This is a genomic window from Halobaculum marinum (genome assembly GCF_029338555.1).
GTDB classification, from domain to species: Archaea; Halobacteriota; Halobacteria; order Halobacteriales; family Haloferacaceae; genus Halobaculum; species Halobaculum marinum.
Window position 1 is genome coordinate 1 of the sequence record NZ_CP119991.1, and the last position, 18,436, is coordinate 18,436.

The 18,436-nt window shown below is 68.0% G+C and carries 13 protein-coding genes and 1 pseudogene; 12 read left to right on the plus strand and 2 right to left on the minus strand.

Features of this window, described 5'->3' with window-relative positions:
* Positions 1–162: 162 nt before the first annotated feature.
* On the minus strand, positions 163–375 hold the full coding sequence (locus P0R32_RS16520; RefSeq protein WP_276239765.1) for a hypothetical protein: 213 nt from the start codon (positions 373–375) through the stop codon (positions 163–165).
* Positions 376–677: 302 nt separating this feature from the next.
* On the opposite strand from P0R32_RS16520, the gene P0R32_RS16525 reads away from it, so the two are divergent.
* The 11 genes and pseudogenes from P0R32_RS16525 (at position 678) to P0R32_RS16575 (ending at position 12,839) form a co-directional block, all read left to right on the plus strand.
* Positions 678–2,054 (plus strand): extracellular solute-binding protein, encoded by a 1,377-nt coding sequence (locus tag P0R32_RS16525; RefSeq protein ID WP_276239732.1) that lies wholly within the window; start codon positions 678–680, stop codon positions 2,052–2,054.
* A gap of 12 nt (positions 2,055–2,066) precedes the next feature.
* Complete coding sequence (locus P0R32_RS16530; protein ID WP_276239766.1) at positions 2,067–3,080, plus strand: carbohydrate ABC transporter permease; 1,014 nt, start codon at positions 2,067–2,069, stop codon at positions 3,078–3,080.
* Entirely contained in the window at positions 3,073–3,996 is a 924-nt protein-coding gene (locus tag P0R32_RS16535; protein WP_276239734.1) for a carbohydrate ABC transporter permease, read from the plus strand. The genes P0R32_RS16530 and P0R32_RS16535 overlap by 8 nt, the downstream gene beginning before the upstream one ends.
* A 7-nt stretch (positions 3,997–4,003) precedes the next feature.
* Positions 4,004–5,125, plus strand: a complete 1,122-nt coding sequence (locus tag P0R32_RS16540) for an ABC transporter ATP-binding protein (RefSeq protein WP_276239735.1) — start codon at positions 4,004–4,006, stop codon at positions 5,123–5,125.
* Positions 5,122–6,273: a galactonate dehydratase gene (dgoD, locus tag P0R32_RS16545; protein WP_276239767.1), complete on the plus strand. Its 1,152-nt coding sequence runs from the start codon at positions 5,122–5,124 to the stop codon at positions 6,271–6,273. Before P0R32_RS16540 ends, dgoD begins: the two co-directional genes overlap by 4 nt.
* Positions 6,267–7,108 (plus strand): annotated as a pseudogene (locus P0R32_RS16550) (SDR family NAD(P)-dependent oxidoreductase). The gene dgoD and the pseudogene P0R32_RS16550 overlap by 7 nt, the downstream one beginning before the upstream one ends.
* A 640-nt stretch (positions 7,109–7,748) precedes the next feature.
* Positions 7,749–9,170, plus strand: coding sequence for a glycoside hydrolase family 36 protein (locus P0R32_RS16555; protein ID WP_276239883.1), 1,422 nt, complete (start codon positions 7,749–7,751; stop codon positions 9,168–9,170).
* On the plus strand, positions 9,167–11,224 hold the full coding sequence (locus tag P0R32_RS16560; protein ID WP_276239768.1) for a beta-galactosidase: 2,058 nt from the start codon (positions 9,167–9,169) through the stop codon (positions 11,222–11,224). Before P0R32_RS16555 ends, P0R32_RS16560 begins: the two co-directional genes overlap by 4 nt.
* A 458-nt stretch (positions 11,225–11,682) precedes the next feature.
* Positions 11,683–12,291, plus strand: coding sequence for a hypothetical protein (locus P0R32_RS16565; RefSeq protein ID WP_276239769.1), 609 nt, complete (start codon positions 11,683–11,685; stop codon positions 12,289–12,291).
* Positions 12,273–12,587 carry a hypothetical protein gene (locus P0R32_RS16570; RefSeq protein ID WP_276239770.1) on the plus strand — a complete coding sequence of 105 codons (315 nt, stop codon included), beginning with the start codon at positions 12,273–12,275 and terminating at the stop codon, positions 12,585–12,587. The genes P0R32_RS16565 and P0R32_RS16570 overlap by 19 nt, the downstream gene beginning before the upstream one ends.
* A 117-nt stretch (positions 12,588–12,704) precedes the next feature.
* Complete coding sequence (locus P0R32_RS16575; RefSeq protein ID WP_276239742.1) at positions 12,705–12,839, plus strand: hypothetical protein; 135 nt, start codon at positions 12,705–12,707, stop codon at positions 12,837–12,839.
* Positions 12,840–12,896: 57 nt separating this feature from the next.
* Here the strand turns inward: P0R32_RS16575 and rtcA are convergent, their stop codons facing one another.
* Positions 12,897–13,925: an RNA 3'-terminal phosphate cyclase gene (gene rtcA, locus P0R32_RS16580; RefSeq protein ID WP_276239743.1), complete on the minus strand. Its 1,029-nt coding sequence runs from the start codon at positions 13,923–13,925 to the stop codon at positions 12,897–12,899.
* Positions 13,926–14,469: 544 nt separating this feature from the next.
* Between rtcA and P0R32_RS16585 the strand changes: the two genes are divergently transcribed.
* Positions 14,470–18,411, plus strand: coding sequence for a hypothetical protein (locus P0R32_RS16585; protein WP_276239771.1), 3,942 nt, complete (start codon positions 14,470–14,472; stop codon positions 18,409–18,411).
* Positions 18,412–18,436 lie beyond the last annotated feature (25 nt).

Here is an 18,436-nt window from a genome sequence, read left to right on the forward strand (position 1 = left end):
CGGCCCGGAAGCGGTAGTGGTTGCGCTCGGGTCGGCGGACGTCGACGTACACCGCGTCGTCGCCCTCCGCGACAGCGAGGACGGCGGACTCCCCGGTCGTCTCGGCGAGTTCGGTGACGAACTCGCGAGCGCTCCGGTACAGCGACCGCCGGTCGCGAACGGTCATGCCGGCGTCAAGCAGTGCCAGTCCGAGCCGATAGCGACCGTCACTCGCGCGGACGACGCCGAGTCGCTCCAACGTCTGCAGGTGATTGTGGACAGTTCCTTCGAGCCCAGCTCGCGGGCTAACTCGGACACGCCGGCGTCGTCAACCTCGAGCAGCGCGTCGACGACTCGTGCGGTGGTGTGGCTGGCGCCGACTGGGTACTCGCCCATGGCCAGTTCCGTGAGGCAAGGTATATAAATCGTTCACCAAAGCTGAACGCTGACTCTCCATCGTGATTGTTCATTAGGGACACGCCTGATCAGCCCAATCACTCGAATCCGCCATCAGAACCCCCACAAGACCATATTTCGCCTAATCCCCACCGACTATTCCGTTCAGCGATGATGAACGGCTTGCTTATGAATACGGTTGTTCGGGGAGGGAAAGTGGTGCTGAAGCCGTTTACCCGCCGAATGGGATGGCAGACCCCGTACAATTATATAGGAATAGTTGGTAGACGATGAGGACGGCTATGTCAAAGCGTACCAACACAACTGGGCGGCGACGTGTGCTGAAGGGAGCGGGCCTGGCGGGCCTGGCGGGCCTGGCCGGGTGTATCGGGACGGGCGACCCTGCACCGTCGGACGGTGGCACCGAGACGAGTGGCAACGGCGGGAGCGACGGCGGCGGCAGTTCGACCACGTCGAGCGGACCGGCGATGGCGCAGTCCGCAGAGGTGTGGGGCTGGGACGTCGCTGCGAAGTCGCTGGACCTGATCGACGACCCCTACGAATCCGAACACGGTGGCGACATCACGATCACCCAGATCGGTCGCGCCGACATGAAGGACAAGTTCAAATCGACGCTCCTGTCGGGCTCGGGGGCACCGGGCGCGGCGATGATGGAGAGCGTCGACGCCGCCTCGTGGGTCGACACGGGCGGCCTGCGCGACATCTCTGACTGGCTCGCGGAGGCCGGCATCAAAGAGGAGTTCGTCCCCGGCAAGTGGGGCCCCCTCGAGAAGGACGGCGGCACCTACGCGCTCCCGTGGGACATCGGCCCCGTCGGGACGTTCTACCGCCGCGACGTGATGGAAGAGCACGGCATCGACCCCACGAGCGTCGAGACGTGGGACCAGTACATCGAGGAGGGGAAGAAGCTCCCCGACGGACAGTACCTCCTCAACCTCCCGTCCAACGACTACGACGGTCTGTGGCGGATGATGTTCCGCCAGCTCGGCGGCCAGCCGTTCACCAGCAACGGCGCGGTGAACATCAACTCCGACAAGAGTCTGCAGGTGGCGCGCATCCTCAAGCGCCTGCGTGACTCGGGCGTGGCGAACGACCTCGCCTCGTGGTCGTCGGCGTGGTTCACCGCCTTCGGCGAGGGAACCACTGCCAGCCTGACCGCGGGTGCGTGGATCGAGGGCACCCTCAAGGCCGAGCTCGGTGACACGGCCGGCCAGTGGGGCGCCATCAAGCCGCCGGCGATCGAGTCTGGCGGCTCGCGCGCGACGAACTGGGGCGGCTCGAACGTCACCATCGCGAAGCAGGTCGACGACGAGACGGCCCGTCGCGCGTGGGACTACATGGCCTACACGTTGGGCAGCAAGGAGCACCAGCTTACCATGTACAAGGAGTACGGGATCTTCCCGGCGCTGGAGTCCGCCTACGAGTCTGAGGCGTTCGACCAGGGGAGCGAGTTCCTCGACGGCCAGGAGGCCGGTCGGATGTTCGCCGAGATCGCCCCCGAGATCGCACCGTACCGCTACACGGTCGACACGCCGGAGGTCACGAAGGCGATCAACACCCACTTCCGCGACATGATGACGGGCAACAAGACCCCCAAGGAAGCGATCGACGCGGCGGCCACGCAGGTCGCCGACCGGACGGGTCGCGACCTCGCCTGATTGCTCACCAGCATGGCCGCACCAACTTCCAACGAGCCGCTGTCGGACGCCACTGTCCGCGACCGGGCTCGGTTCTTTCGACAGGCGCTGAGCCGTCGGCTTCCGAGCCTCGGCGAGAGCGGCGTCGGCTACCTGTTCCTCCTGCCGACGTTCCTGTTGTTCTCGCTGTTCCTCGGGTTCCCGATCCTGTACACGTTCTACCTCTCGTTCTTCCGGTTCCAGGGCGTGAGCGACGAGACGCTGCTGTGGATCGATCTGCCGGGCTTCGAGTTCCAGTTGACCCGCATCGCGGAGCTCCAGTTCGTCGGGCTCCAAAACTACACGGCGATGTTCACCGACACGCTGTTCCTGCAGGCGTCGTTCAACACGCTGTTCATCCTGCTGGTGCAGGTGCCGCTGATGGTGGGGTTGGCGCTGCTGTTCGCGGTGGCGCTCAACGCCTCGTTCGTCAAGTTCCGCGGCGTGTTCCGTACCGTGCTCGCGCTGCCGGTGTCGGCGAACCTCGTCGCCTACTCGACGGTGTTCCTCCTGTTGATGCAGGAGACGGGCCTGGTGAACTACGTGCTCACGGGCGTCGGCCTGCCGGCGATCCCGTGGCTCAGTAGTTCGTTCTGGTCACGGATGACCATCGTCGGCGCCGTCACCTGGCGGTGGACCGGCTACAACATGATCATCCTGCTGGCGGGGCTGCAGAACATCCCCCAACAGCTGTACGAGGCCGCCGAGATCGACGGCGCCAGCCGGATCGACAAGTTCCGGTACGTGACGGTGCCGCTGCGGCCCGTCCTGCTGTTCGTGTTCGTCACCTCGACGATCGGGACGTTCAAACTGTTCAGCGAGCCCGTGATCATCAACAGCGGTGGCGCACCGCTGGACTCGACGATCACCATCGTGCAGTACATCTACCAGACGGCGTTCATCGACTTCCGACTGGGCTACGCGAGCGCGTTGACGTACGTGCTCATCTTCGTGGTCAGCCTGCTGTCGGCGGCGCAACTGCGCGTCGGAGGGTCCGACGATGCGTGAGGAGACGCGCCGCGAGGCGGTGTGGCAGTTCCTCACCTACGCGTTCATCCTCATGGGCGCCACCGTGACGATGGTGCCGCTGTACTGGATCGCGGTCGCGTCGACGCTGAAGGAGTCGGAGTTCCTCTCGTCGACGGCGCCGCGCCTGCTGCCGGGCGACAGTTTCCTCGCGAACTTCGAGTCGCTGCAAGCCCGCCAGAACGTCCAGTTCGTCGGCCACCCCGGCGAGATGACCCAGTACATCGACGTGGGTCCGTTCTACTTCGCGTACGACTTCTGGCACCTGTGGGACATGGGGGCGATGGAGAGCAGTATCTTCGTCGCGGTCGTGTACACGGCGCTGTCGCTGCTGCTGTGTTCGATGGCCGGCTTCGCGTTCGCGAAGTACGAGTTCCGGTTCAAGAAGCCCATCTTCTACGCCATCCTCGCGACGCTGATCTTGCCGATCCAACTGCTCGTCATCCCGCTGTTCCTCCTCATGAGCCAGCTCGGGATGACGAACAACTACTGGGCGATCATCCTCCCGTGGGCGGCGAACCCGCTCGGTATCTTCCTGATGCGCCAGAACATGCGGTCGATCCCCGACGCGCTGTTGGAGTCGGCCCGGATGGACGGCGCCACGGAGTTCCAACTGTACTACAAGATCGCGCTGCCGACGATGAAGTCGTCGTTGGCGGCGCTGGCGATCATCCTGTTCCTCTTCCAGTGGAACCTGTTCTTGTTCCCGCTGGTCATCCTCGACCAGGGCAAGTACACGATCCCGGTCGCCATCAACCAACTCGTCGGCGCACAGCGCGTCTACTACGACCAGATCATGGTCGCAGCGGCCCTCTCGGTGATCCCGGTGTTCCTGCTGTTCCTGTTCTTACAGAAGCAGTTCGTCAGCGGGATCCTCGCAGGGGCCGTCAAGGAGTGAGTTAAGCATGTCAGGTATCACATTACAGACTGTTCGAAAAGAGTTCGAGACCGGCGAGGAGCACATCGTCGCGGTCGACGACGTCGACCTAGAGATTCGCGACGGGGAGTTCCTCGTCCTCGTCGGTCCCTCGGGGTGCGGCAAGACGACCACCCTGCGGTGTATCGCGGGGCTCGAAGACGTGACGGACGGCACGATCGCCTTCGGTGACGACGACGTCACCGACCTGCGAGCGCGCGAGCGGGACGTGGCGATGGTGTTCCAGAACTACGCCCTCTATCCGCACATGAACGTGCGGGAGAACATCGGTATGGGGCTGAAGCTGTCCTCGTCGATGACCAGTGCCGAGATCGACGCCAAGGTGGAAGACGTCGCCGAGTTGCTGGGGATCGAGCCCCTACTGGCGAAGAAGCCCAAAGAGCTGTCGGGCGGCCAGCAACAACGCGTCGCGCTGGGACGGGCGATCGTCCGCGACCCAGAGGCGTTCCTCATGGACGAACCGCTGTCGAACCTCGACGCGAAGCTGCGCGCCCAGATGCGCACGGAACTGCAGACACTCCAGCACGACCTGGACGTGACGACGGTGTACGTCACGCACGACCAGACCGAGGCGATGGCGATGGGCGACCGCATCGCGATCATGGACGGTGGTGAACTCCAGCAGGTGGGGACCGCCGAAGAGGTGTATCGCACGCCCGTCAACGAGTTCGTCGCCGACTTCATCGGCTCGCCGAGCATCAACACCTTCGACGCGACCGTCGAGGGCGCGACGCTCCACGGGCCCGGTGGGTTCGAGTACACGCTCGACGATCCCTCGCCAGTCGAGGGACACGACACCGTCCGCGTGGGGATTCGCCCGGAGGACATGACGCTCGTCGACGATGGCGTCGCCATCGAGACGACCGTCCTCGAGCCGATGGGCAACGAGAACTTCCTGTACGCGACGATGGGCGAGGAGGAACTGACGCTGCGGGTCGTCCCGAGCGCCCGACCGTCGCCCGGCGACACCGTCGACTTCGCCTTCGACGAGGACTCGCTGTACCTGTTCGACGCGTTGACGAGCGAAGCGTTGAAGACGAAGACCGACGCCGGCGCACCGCTCATCGAGGAGCCGGAGGTGGCCGAATGACCCGGATCGTCGACTACGAACTGTACCAGGTGCCGCCGCGCTGGCTGTTCCTCCGCATCGAGACGAGCGACGGCCGCGTCGGCTGGGGGGAGCCCGTCGTCGAGGGGCGCGCGCGGACCGTCCGCACCGCCGTCGAGGAACTGCTCGACACGTACCTCCTCGGCGAGGACCCGATGCCGATCGAAGACCACTGGCAGACGATGTACCGCGGCGGATTCTACCGCGGTGGTCCGGTCCTCATGTCGGCGATTGCCGGCATCGACCAGGCGCTGTGGGACCTCAAGGGCAAACACTTCGGCGCCCCTATCTACGAACTGCTGGGTGGGCGAGCGCGCGACCGCGTCCGCGTCTACCAGTGGGTCGGCGGCGACCGGCCCGAGGGCGTCGCACAGGCGGCCGCCGAGAAGGTCGATCAAGGGTTCTCCGCGCTCAAGATGAACGCGACGCCGGAGATGCGTCGGGTAGACTCGCCGGCGTCGATCGACGCCGCCCGCGAGCGGCTGGCGGCCGTTCGCGAGACGGTCGGGCCGGAGGTCGACATCGGCGTCGACTTCCACGGTCGCGTGTCGAAGCCGATGGCCAAGCGGCTGGCGAAGGCGTTGGAGCCGTACGAGCCGATGTTCGTCGAGGAGCCGGTGCTCCCCGAGCACAACGACGCACTCCCGGAGATCGCAGGCCACACCACCGTCCCGATCGCGACGGGCGAGCGGATGTTCTCGCGGTGGGATTTCAAAGAGGTGTTCGAGAACGGTGCCGTCGACGTGATCCAGCCCGACCTCTCGCACGCCGGCGGGATCACCGAGGTGAAGAAGATCGCAGCGATGGCGGAGGCGTACGACGTCGCGATGGCCCCCCACTGCCCGCTGGGGCCGATCGCGTTGGCCTCCTGTGTCCAGGTCGACGCCTGCTCGCCGAACGTCCTCATCCAAGAGCAGAGCCTCGACATCCACTACAACGAGACGAGCGACGTGCTCGACTACCTCGCCGACCCCTCGGTGTTCGAGTTCGACGACGGCTTCATCGAACTCCCCGACGGCCCGGGTCTCGGGATCGAGATCGACGAGGACCACGTCCGCGACATGACGGGCGACGTCGACTGGCACAATCCCGTGTGGCGCCACGAGGACGGGAGCGTGGCCGAATGGTGAGCGGGAGCGCAGACGAGGGTACAGACGCACACGCCACGGGCGACCGGTTCGTGGACACAGTGGCGGTCGTCACTGGGTCGACCCGCGGCATCGGAGCCGGCGTCGCACGACGGCTCGCCGCCGAAGGCGCACGTGTGATCGTGACCGGACGCAGCAGGGACGCCGGCGAGGCGACCGTCGCCGACATCGAGGCCGACGGCGGCGACGCGACGTTCGTCCGTGCGGACATGCGCGACCCCGACGACATCGCGGCGCTGTTCGACGCCGCCGTCGAGACGTTCGGCGGCGTCGACGTCCTCGTCAACAACGCGGGCGTGGAGACGAACACGGCCGTCGACGAGGCGACGATGGACGACTGGGCGTTCGTCCTCGAGACGGACTTCCGCTCGTTCTGGCTGTGCGCGCGCGAAGCCGCCGAGCGCATGGACGGCGGAGCCATCGTCAACATGTCGTCGAACCACGCGATCTGCACGATGCCCGCGATGTTCCCCTACAACGCGGTGAAGGCGGGGATCAACGGCATGACGCGCGCGATGGCGCTCGACCTGGGGCCCGACATCCGAGTGAACACGGTCAACCCCGGCTGGGTGGCGATCGACCGAACGACGACTGACATGGACGAGGAGTATCGCGCCCACCTGAGTCGATTCACCCCGTCGGCCGACTCGGGACGCCCGCGGACGTCGCCGCGGCGGTGGCGTTCCTCGCCAGCGACGAGGCGGGCTTCGTCACGGGGGCGAACCTGCTCGTCGACGGCGGGCGAACTGCCGTCATGCAGGACGACACGCTCCCGGACTACCGCGCCCGCAGGCAGGAGGAGACAGAGCGTGACTGAGCGCGCGAGCGCCGGCGACACGACGGTCGCGTTCGATCCCCAGTCGGGCGACATCGACGTTGTCGCCGGCGACACGACGCTCCTGTCGGGGCGCGTGTCGGCGACGAGCACCGACGGGACGCCGCTCTCGACGAGTGTGTCGCTGTCGGCGGCCCACGGAGCGGTCGACATCACAGTCACCGCGACGAACGACACCGACGAGCAACGAGCGCTCGGCGACATCTGCGTGATCTCGGACGCGGAGACGGCGTTCTCCTCTGACGACCGGATCTTCGAGCACGGCTACCAGTCGTGGACGCCCACGGCGACGACGCCGCTCGACGACCCGTTCCCGCCGGAGTCGGTCGAGTCGGTGCCGCAGATGACCGACGTGGCGGCGCCCGACGAAGGACGAACGAGTCATGCCGTGACGGCGCTGTCCGGAGACGCCGGGTCGGTGACGCTTGGCTTCCTCGACCACGAAGCGTATCTGAGCCGCTTCGACGTCGCTACCGCGCCCGTGCGGCTCACCGCCTTGTGCCCTGGCGACGGCGTGTCGGTGTCACCTGGCGAGTGTCGAACCGCTGCGACACTGCGCGTCGATGCGACCCGAACGGTCGACGCGGCGTTGGCGTCCATCGCCGACGCCGTCGCCGACCGGATGGATGCACGTGTACCGGCGGCGGCCCCCACCGGCTGGTGCAGTTGGTACCACTACTTCACCGAGGTGACGGCGGACGACGTGCGCGACAACGTCGGCGCACTCGACGACTGGGGCGTCCCACTCGACGTGATCCAGATCGACGACGGCTACGAACAAGCGTTCGGCGACTGGCGAACTCTCGCCGACGGGTTCGACGACATGCGTGCCCTGCGCGACGACATCGTCGACGCTGGCCACACAGCCGGCATCTGGCTCGCACCGTTCTACGTCCAAGCCGACTCTCAGTTGGCTGCAGACCACCCGGAGTGGCTGATCACGGACGGCGCGGGTGCGCCGGTCGACGCCGGCGCCCGCCACGGTCCGATGTACGGGCTCGACGTCACCCACCCCGGTGCAACCGAGTGGCTCCGGGAGACGTTCCGCACGGTCGTCGAGGAGTGGGGGATTGAGTACCTCAAACTCGACTTCTTGTACGCCGCCGCGCTCCCGGGTGAGCGGCACGGGGACGTCACCCGCGCGCAGGCGTACCGGCACGGGCTGGCGACGATCCGAGAGGCCGTCGGCGACGCGTTCGTCCTCGGCTGCGGCGCACCGGGATTCCCCAGCGTGGGGTTGGTCGACGCGATGCGCGTCGGCCCCGACACGGCGCCGTACTGGCGTCGCGAGGGCGACGCCGCGAGCGAACCCGCCCACGAGAACGCGATTCGCAACGTGCTCAACCGTCAGTTCTGTCACCGCCGACTGTGGCTGAACGACCCCGACTGTCAACTCGTGCGGACGACGACCGACCTGACCGACCCCGAGCGGCGGTCGTTCGCCGCACTCGTCGCTCTCACCGGTGGGACGAACGTCCTCAGCGACGCCGTCGACGAGATTGACGCGGCTGGTCGCGACCTGTTCGAACGGACACTGCCGCCGGTCGACACCGGTTCGGTCGTCGGCGTGGGCGACACGGAACTCCCGGCGCGCGTCGTCTGCCGACGGTCTGCCGACGACGCCGTCGCCGTCGCTGCGTTCAACTGGGACGACGAAGCCGCGACTGTGCGGGTCGACCCGGCCGAGTACCTCGACGCCGACGCGGTCGTCGCCGTGGACGCCTTCGGCGACGACGGCCTCCACGACGGACCGATCGAACGCGAGGTCCCGCCCCACGGCGTGTTGCTGGTGCACGCGGCGCCGGCGTCGGACGAGCCGCGAGTCGTCGCTGCACATCACCTCGCGAACGCGGCCACACAACTAACCCACGTGGAGTGTGTCGGCGGGTCGCTCGTGATGACATCGGCCGCCGAGCAGCCGATGAACGTGACACTCGCGGTTCCGCCGAGCGTGACGACGAGTGTGGGCGAACAGCTGACCGACCGCACGGTTCGCGTGACCGTGCACCCCGGAGAGACGACGATCCCCTTCACCGAACGATGACCGACGACGACACCGACGACGGCCGCATCGCACACGAACCGCACGACCCAACGACGCCGCGGATCGGCGTCTGCTACTTCCCCGAGCACTGGCCACGAGACCGGTGGGAGCGTGACGTCGAACTGATGGTCGAGGCGGGCATCGAGGTCGTCCGGATGGCCGAGTTCTCGTGGGGGCGCATCGAGCCGACTCGCGGCGAGTTCGACTTCGAGTGGCTCGACGAGGCCGTCGCGTTGCTCGGAGAGGCGGGGATCGATGTCGTCCTCTGCACCCCGACGGCGACGCCGCCGAAGTGGCTCGTCGACGAGCGCCCAGAGATCCTCCAGGAGGAGCCCGACGGGACGACGCGCGCGTTCGGGAGCCGGCGCCACTACTGCTTCAACTCCGACGCCTATCGCGAGGAGACCGAGCGTGTGGTCACGCGGATGGCCGATCACTACGCCGACAATCCGCACGTCGTCGGCTGGCAGACCGACAACGAGTACGGCTGTCACCAAACGATCCGCTGTTACTGTGACGACTGCGGCGCTGCGTTCCGCGACTGGTGTCGCGAGCGCTACGGCGACGTCGAGACGCTCAACGAGACGTGGGGGACGACGTTCTGGAGCCAACAGCACGCCGACTTTTCGGAAGTCGACCCGCCGCGCCACACGGCGACGGAGCACCATCCGTCGCGACTGCTCGACTTCGGTCGCTTCGCCAGCGACAGCGCCGTCGACTACAACCGCCTCCAGACGGGCATCCTGCGGGAGGCGAACGCCGACTGGTTCGTCACCCACAACTTCATGGGCAACTTCCCGACGCTGGACGCGTACGACGTCACGGAGTCGCTGGAGTTCGCCACGTGGGACTCGTACCCCACCGGCTTCGCCCAGGACCGCCGACTCGGCGAGTCGACACCGGAGCGACTCCGCGCGGGCGACCCAGACCAGGTGAGTCTGAACCACGACCTGTACCGCACGCCCGCCGGCTTCTGGGTGATGGAGCAGCAGCCGGGCGACATCAACTGGCCGCCGTACGCCCCCCAACCGGGCGAGGGCGCGATGCGGCTGTGGGCTCACCAGGCGGTGGCGCACGGCGCGAACACGGTGTCGTACTTCCGCTGGCGCCGCTGTCGACAGGGCCAAGAGCAGTACCACGCGGGGCTGCTCCGCCACGACGGCACCCCCGACCGCGGGTTCGAGGACGCGCGCGAGGCGGCCGCCGAGCTGGCCGAGCTGGATCTGGCTGGCGTCGACGCACCCGTCGCGCTGTTGTTCAGCTACGACGACCTCTGGGCGCTGTCCGAACAGCCACACTCACCCGAGTTCGACTACTGGCAGCTTGTCGGCCGGTTCTACCGAGCGCTGCGCGGCCGTGGCGTACAGGTCGACGTCGTGCAACCGGAGGCGGACCTCTCCGGGTACGCGGCGGTCGTCGCACCGACGCTCCACCTCGCCGACGGGGCGTTGGCCGATCACCTCGAGTCGTACCTGCACGAGGGCGGACAGCTTCTGTTCGGCCCACGGTCGGGGTATAAGCTCCCCGGCAACCGACTCCAGCCCGACCTGGCCCCCGGCCCGTTCACGTCGCTCGTGGGCGGTCACGTCGACCAACACGAGTCCCCACCGGAGACGTTGGCGACGGAGCTCAGCTATCGCGGCGACGAGTACGAGTTCGACACCTGGGGCGAGTGGCTCGTTGCCGACGACGCGACCGTCGTCGGTCGCCACGAGAGTGGGACGGCCGAAGGCAACCCGGCGCTGTTACACCACGACGTCGGCGACGGGGCCGTGACCTACTGCGGTGTCCAGCCGGGCACGGCGCTGGCAGACGCACTCGTGTCCGACCTGTTGGGCCGAGCTGGCGTCGGCCACACAGAGCGCCTCCCGGAGACAGTTCGACTCGCGGAACGCGATGGAGTGACGTGGGTGTTGAACTTCGGCTCGGAGTCGGTGACGGTCGACGGTCCTGCCGACGCCGAGTGGATCGTCGGTGCCGAAACGGTGTCGCCGTTCGGCGTCGGCGTCGTCGAGGCGCCCGCTTCGAGTCTCGGTCTCGTCGACACCGAGTGACAGTCACGCCGGCGTGAGCGCCGGGGGAGTCGGAGACTGCTGCGGGCAGGACCGACGTCACGGTCGATCCCGGGTGGATCGACCCACCCGGAGTTGTTCGGGGACGCCTGCGGCGTAGTCGCGCTGTCCACGACTCTTGTGTCGCGGCTTTCGCGACCCCGATCCTCACGACTCGCCCACGAGACAGCCATTCTCAGGGCTCTCATCGAGTACCGACGACGAGACGAGAGACACGGCCGAGTGTGTGGCGGCTCGCCCCGAAGAAGCGACCGCCTGGGTGGCCTCTATTTGCCACCTTCCGGTGTGAATAGCCATATGCCCGTTCAGTCCGTTCTGTGGTAAGTGACTCGGCGACGAATTGCGTTGGTCCTGCTCGTGCTCGTGCTCGTCGTGACACCGGTGGCCGGGCACGTCCCGAGCGACCCTGGCGACAACGACAGCCGACCTTCGCAGTCACGGTGACCGACGCCGCGAAGTCGTGGTCGTACTACGACGAAATCGACGACGGCGGCGCACAGTACTATCGGATCACCGTCGACGAGGGCGAACGCCTCAAAGTGAGCGCGTTCACCCCCGACGACGGACCGTTCACCCCATCGTTGGTCGTGATGGCCCCTGAGATCGACGGGGACGACGCTCCGCCGGGAGTCTCCGTCCCAGACGGCATGGGCGCAGTCGTGGTGGAGGGAGAACGCCCCGCGACGCCCGGGTACGAGCCGTTCGCACCGTCGGCGAACTACGAGACGGCGGCCTTCGAGCGAGCGAGCGACGGTCGGACGACGTACCTCGTCGCGCTCTACGAACCGGCGAATCGGAGCGGTCGAGCCGGCGTCGCCATCGGCTACCAGGAGTCGTTCACCCCCGCCGAGTACGCCACCGTACCGTTCAGCCTCGTGGACAATCGCCTGTGGGAGGGCAGCCGCTCGCCCTCGCCCTCGGACCGTTCGTCCTCGCGGTCGTCGGTGGCGTCGGCGTGTTCGCTCGGCGCCGTCGGCACACGAGCGGGAAGCCGGTCGCCGAGTCCCTCCTGCTCGGTGGCGGCCTCCTCGTGCTCGCCAGCGGCGTGAACACGCTGGTCCAGACCGGGCTGACGCTGGCGGCGACGGGACCGACCGCCGGGGCGCTCGTGACGGCGGCGTACATCGTCGTGCCCGCGATCTGTGGTGGCTGGGCGATCCGTGTCGCCGGACGGTCGCAGGGGCGGTTCGACGCCCGGACGCGGGTCGGACTCGCCGTGGCCGGTCTCGCGGCGCTGGTCACCTGGGCCGGGTTCCTCGTCGGCCCGGTGCTCCTCATCGCCGCCGCCGTCGCACCGGCTCGGTTCCTCGAAGCGTCGCCGACGGAATGGCTCGCTGACCGCTAGCTCAGCGTTCAGCTGGACGGCGAACGTCTGACCGGACGAGCGACATGACACGTCGTGACGATGACAGACAACCGACGTGACAGTACGGTTAGTTCGTCGCGTCGACTGGGATCAGGCATGGCCCACCGCGACGCGGACGTCGACGACCGACCGTTCGAGTGCGACCTCTGCGAGGACGAGTTCGAGACGCGCGAGGAACTGCAGGACCACGTCTGGGAGGTGCACGAGATGGACGGCGACATCACGACGTAGCGGTCGTGCTCCACCGATCGGTCTCGACGGAGAGTGATTCGCAGGCGCCGAAGCGAGTCACAGCGCTGGATGCGCGGCCGCGGAGAGCACGTGTGTTCCGTCGTCGCGACTGTCGAGGTGCACGTCGCTCCCGAACGCCTCCAGGACCGCGCGGTTCGTTCGGACGTGGTCGGTCACGGCTGGAATCCGAACGCGCCCGCCGGCGAGCGCGAGGAACAGCATCAGTTGGTCGGCCATGAACCGGTCGACCGGTGCCGTCGCGTCCCGAAACTCGAAGACCTGTTCGACGGCGTCGTCGGCCACCTGTTCGGACGACCGACCGCGCTCGCCGAGGGCACTGAACCCGGCGACGGCGTCGCGAGTACCCACACGGAGGAGGAGCGACGATCCGGTCGACCGGCTGCGGACGTACTCCACCGCACCGGTCGTCGTTCGGAGGCCCGCCTCCGTCAACTGCGCTCGCGCGCGGTCCGCCTGTCGCTGTGCGACCCGCGCGTCGCGCAGTGACTCGGTGGCCTTCGAGTAGATGTCGACGCGGTCGATCGCGCCCCGGTGTTCGAGCGTGAGCGGCGACACCGACGACGGGCGCGTCTGAAGGACGGCCTTGCCGTCGCCGGCGGGGTAGAAGCCGGTCCGCTTGACCTCCACGTCTGCCTCCACCCCCCACGTCGCCAACAGCGGGAGTTTGACCAGTTGCTGGTAGGCGACGGTCGGCGACCACTTCACGTCCGTCCCGCCTGTAGCCGTCACTCGAAGCGGGACGGCCGAGAACGCGCCTATCGGGAGGACGGTGTCGAACAGCAGCGGGATGCTTCCGGCAGTGCCGATAGCCGCGTCGAGCGGCGTCTCGCGGGCGTCTCCGGGCTCGAAGCGCAGGGTATCGGACTCGAGTTCCGCACCCGACACCGTCCCGTCACACAACTCCGTGACGACCTCGACCGCCGTGAGGTGTTGCGGTTTGAGGCCGGGAGTCGGCCGGTTCCCCCGGATGTGCTCGATCCGGAACGGTCGTTCGAGGATGACCGAAAGGCTCAACGCCGTTCTGAGCACTTGGCCGCCCCCGTCGCGCCCGTCGATGGTAATCACGGCCGACACGTCGCTGGACACCCGCTTCGTCTTGGTGGTCGGCGATGCGACTCGTCGTCGAGGCAAAGCGCCGCCGCCAGCTCGATGGCACCGCGAACGCACGAGCCAGTGGACCGCACGCGCAAGCCCGTACCGGGGCGAACCGACTCCGAGTACCTCGTTTTAGTCGACCGACACCCCACCCGCTCTGCCGGCTTTCGCTGAGCAACGGACCACCAAGTCGAAGCCATCTCTGAGCGCGTTCGGAGGAACCGGCCAGTGTCACGCCGAATCGTGGCCGTAGCTGAGACCGACTACGAAGCAACAGTCAACTCGGCACTCGGCGAGCGTGCTGATATTGTCATGATCTACTGTCAGGATCTGCCGGTGCGAGCCGACTCCGGCGGCGGGCGGGTGGGCAGGAACCGAGAGCGCGGACCCGAGATGGACGACCGGGTCGTTCGGTGGACACACGTGGGATCCGACGATGGTGACGGAACCGCGTGAACGACGGGGACGGCGTGAACGGCGTGGACGGCGTAGCGGGCGCTGGGTGGTGCGGCGGGTGTCCATCGTCGTCGTCGCAGCCCTCGTCGTCACGAGTACGATGGTGGTCGCAAGTGCCGCGGCGACCCAAGGCGACAGCGTCGGTGTCGGCGGTCCAGCGACCTCCGCCGTGCAGGAGTCCGGATCCCTAGGCGTGCTCGGGCCGGCGCCCGACGTCGGGACGGACACGAGTCGCCTCCAGCAGTCGCACCGTGACGCCGCCGAACGAGGGGTCGAGGAGGGTGCTCAGTTGGCCCAACAGCAGGGAGCGTCGGTGACGCAAGCACAGATCCAAGCGGCTACGGACGCCGTCACTGCGCGCGTGGACCGGCACCCGCGAGCGAGCGCCGAGCAGGTCAGGCGCGCCGCGCGAGGGGCGGCACACGGCGCGCTCGTACAGGCCCAGTCCGCGAACGTGACGCAGATTCAGGTGGCGGTCGCGGGCGCGTTCGACGGCACACTCAGCCAGTCACAGTCGGCGACCGCCACACAGCTTCAGGGTGCGGCGTACGGCGCGGCCCACGGCGCACTCGCGCAGGCCCAGCGCGTCTCGACGACGCAGGTGCAGTTCGCCGCGGCGGGTGCCGCCGCCGGCGCGGCGAGGGGCGCGGCCAAGCGCGACGTCACCGACGTCTCAAAGGTGCAGGAAGCCGCCCAGGGTGGTGCGTACGGGGCACTCGAACGACCCGGGGCGTCCGAGAAGGTCCGCGGCGCCGCCCGTGGCGGCGCCGAGGGATCGCTCGAACAGCGCCAACAGGCGACCGTGAAACAGATCCAGGTGGCGGCGCTCGGCGGTGCGAAGGGCGCCGTCTCGCAGAGCCAGCGCGCGACGGTGACGCAGGTCCAAGCCGCCGCTCACGGGGGCGCCGCGGGTGCCATCTCGCAGAGTCAGACGGTTAGCATCGAGCAGATCCAGATCGCTGCGGCGGGCGCGGCGGCGGGCGCGCTCTCACAGAGTCAGTCGGCGAGCGTGACGCAGATCCAGTCGGCGGCGAGGGGTGCCTGCGAGGGCGTCCTCGGCGAGGTGACACAGGTACAGGTCGTCAACGTCGTCCAGATCCAAGTGATCGTCCAGGTCGCGGCGGCAGAGACGACGAAGAAGGCGGTGCGGGACAACGAGAAGCGCCCGACGAAGATCGTCAACGACGGGCGCAAGAAGGGCAAGGACAAATACAAGTCGTCCGGTGATCGCGACCGCGACGGCCTCTCGGACGATCAAGAGCGCCTCATTAGCACTGACCCGCGCGACGTCGACACCGACGGCGACGACCTCAACGACGGCACCGAGGTGCTCGTCGAGGGGACCGACCCGCTCGACCGGGACACCGACGACGACGGCCTCGACGACGGCGACGAGGTCGAACTCGGCACCGACCCGACGCGGGCGGACACCGACCGCGACGGTATCGACGACGGCGACGAGGTTGACGACGGGAGCGACCCGCTGGACCCCAACGACCCGGACGAGACCGACGCCGACCGCGACGGCCTGACGCTGGCCCAAGAGCGCGCGCTCGGCACCGACCCGGAGGACGAGGACACCGACGGCGACGGCCTCGACGATGGCACCGAAGTCGACGCCTACGACTCGAACCCGCTCGCCGTCGACACCGACCGCGACGGCCTCGACGACGGTGAGGAGGTCGACCTCGGCACCGACCCGACCCTCGCGGACACCGACGGCGACGGCCTCACCGACGCCGCCGAGGTCGAACGCGGCACCGACCCGACAGATCCGGACGACCCCGCGCCACCGGACCCCGACGGTGACGGACTCGGGACCGCCCAAGAGGAACTAATCGAGACCGACCCCGAGAACGCCGACACGGACGGCGACGAGTTGGACGACGGTGACGAGGTGACCGTCTGGTTCACCGACCCGCTCGACCCCGACACGGACGGTGACTCGATCCCGGACGGTGTCGAGGTGCAAGAGGGGTCCGACCCGCTCGACATCAACGACCCGACACCGATCGACACCGACGGCGACGGCCTCTCCGACGACACGGAGGAGACGCTCGGCACGAACGTGACCGACCCCGACACCGACCGCGACGGCTTCCTCGACGGGACGGAGGTCGACGACGGGACCGACCCGCTCGACCCGGACGACCCGCCGCGAGTCGAGTCGCTCGGGGTCGCCAGCGCCTGCGAGAACCTCACGGTCACCAACCCGAACAACGTGCCCGTGACGGTGACCGTCGACGGCCCGAACGGCACCGACCAGTTCGGTGTCGCGGCGGGCGAGACGAGACGACTCGCGCAGGGCCCGGGCGACTACGTGCTGACGGCGAGTACGGGCGACGGGACGGCAGTCCCGCTCGGTACGGAGAACGAGTCCGAGGTCGCCGTGACGGTCGAGTCGTGTCCGACGGTCAGCGAGAGCCTCACGGCGGTCGTGGGCGAGGACAACGTCTCCGTGACGAACCCGAACGACGCGCCAGTCGTCGTGGCCGCGACCAACGAGACCGGCGTCGTCCAGAACGAGACCGTAGCGGCGGGCGACACGACGACGCTCCAGTTCGCCCCCGGCACCTACACGCTCACGGCACAGACCGACGCTGGTGATCCGGTTCCGATCAACGGCGAGCCGTCGCTGTCCGTCTCCGTCGCGGCACCGGTCGGACAGGCGTCGCTCACCGCGACTGTGGACAACGCCACGCTGACGGTGTCGAACCCGTCGACGGCGAACGCGACGGTGAGCCTCGCCAACGAGTCAGGCGTACTCGAATCGTTCGAGGTGGCCGCGGGCGGAACTGCGACACGAGACGCTCTGGTGCCCGGCAACTACACGCTGACCGCGACCGGCGAGGGGGGCGAGACGGCGCTCATCGACGGTGCGGAGTCCGTCTCGTTCACCGTCGAGGCCCCCGAGTCGCCCACGACGGCGGAGTTGGCGTCGCTCGTCGGGACCGTCGAGGGTCAGTCGCTGCTGGTCGAGAACCCCAATTCGGTCGACGTGACGGTCGAGGCGACCAACGAGACGGGAGCCTCCCGTGTGCTGACCGTGCCGGCAACGTCGACCGAGTCGCTGGTCGACCTCGAACCGGGCGACTGGAATGCGACGGCGACGACGGAGAACGGGCAACCCGTCCCGATCAACGACAGCGACGTGTACGCGTTCACCGTCGAGCCCCCCGAGCCACCGCTGACGTCGCTCCTCGTCGTCGTCGACACCGCCGAGTTCAGCGTGGAGAACCCCAACCCGGTCGGCGTCTCGGTGACCGTGACCAACGACTCTGGACCAGTCGTGCTCGCGGCAGTGGGTCCCGACGAGAACGTCACCGTCGACGGCCTCACACCGGGCAACTACAGCCTGAACGCGACGACCGACGACGGACGGGATGTCGCGCTCAACGGCAACGACACGCTCGTGATTACCCTCGAAGCGGCCGCCACATCGACGGCCACGTCGACCACGACGCCCACGGCAACCCCGACAGGTACCCCAACGGGCACCGCTTCTCCGACGGCCACCGCGACTCCGACAGCCACAACCACTCCGACGGCCACCGCTACTGCCACGACGACGCCGACACCAACGCCCACGGCCACCGTGACGCCGACGGCGACCCCGACGCAAACGCCGACCGCAACCCTGCCACCCACCGCGACTCAAACTGCAACGGCTACCCAGCCGCCCACGACCACGGCGACGCCGGCACCGTTCGTGATCCCGCCAGCCAGGCCGGGGTCACCCACGGCGACGCCGACGGGGCCGACGACCACCGCGTTCCCGACCGTGACGGCGACCGCCTCCCCGACGTCCACGGCGGACGTGACTCAGATGACGTTCACGACAACCACTCCTAACGTCACCGCGACCGGGAACAGGTCACTCACACCGGTCGCGTCGCTCGCTGCGCCAGTCGACGACGGAGGGCGGCTGTTCGTCTGGGGGGCGAACCTCTCGCTGATCGGGCTGTTGGGGCTGCTACTGGTTCGAACCCATCACCGGTAGCGCCTCCGAACGAGGGTCGACGCCG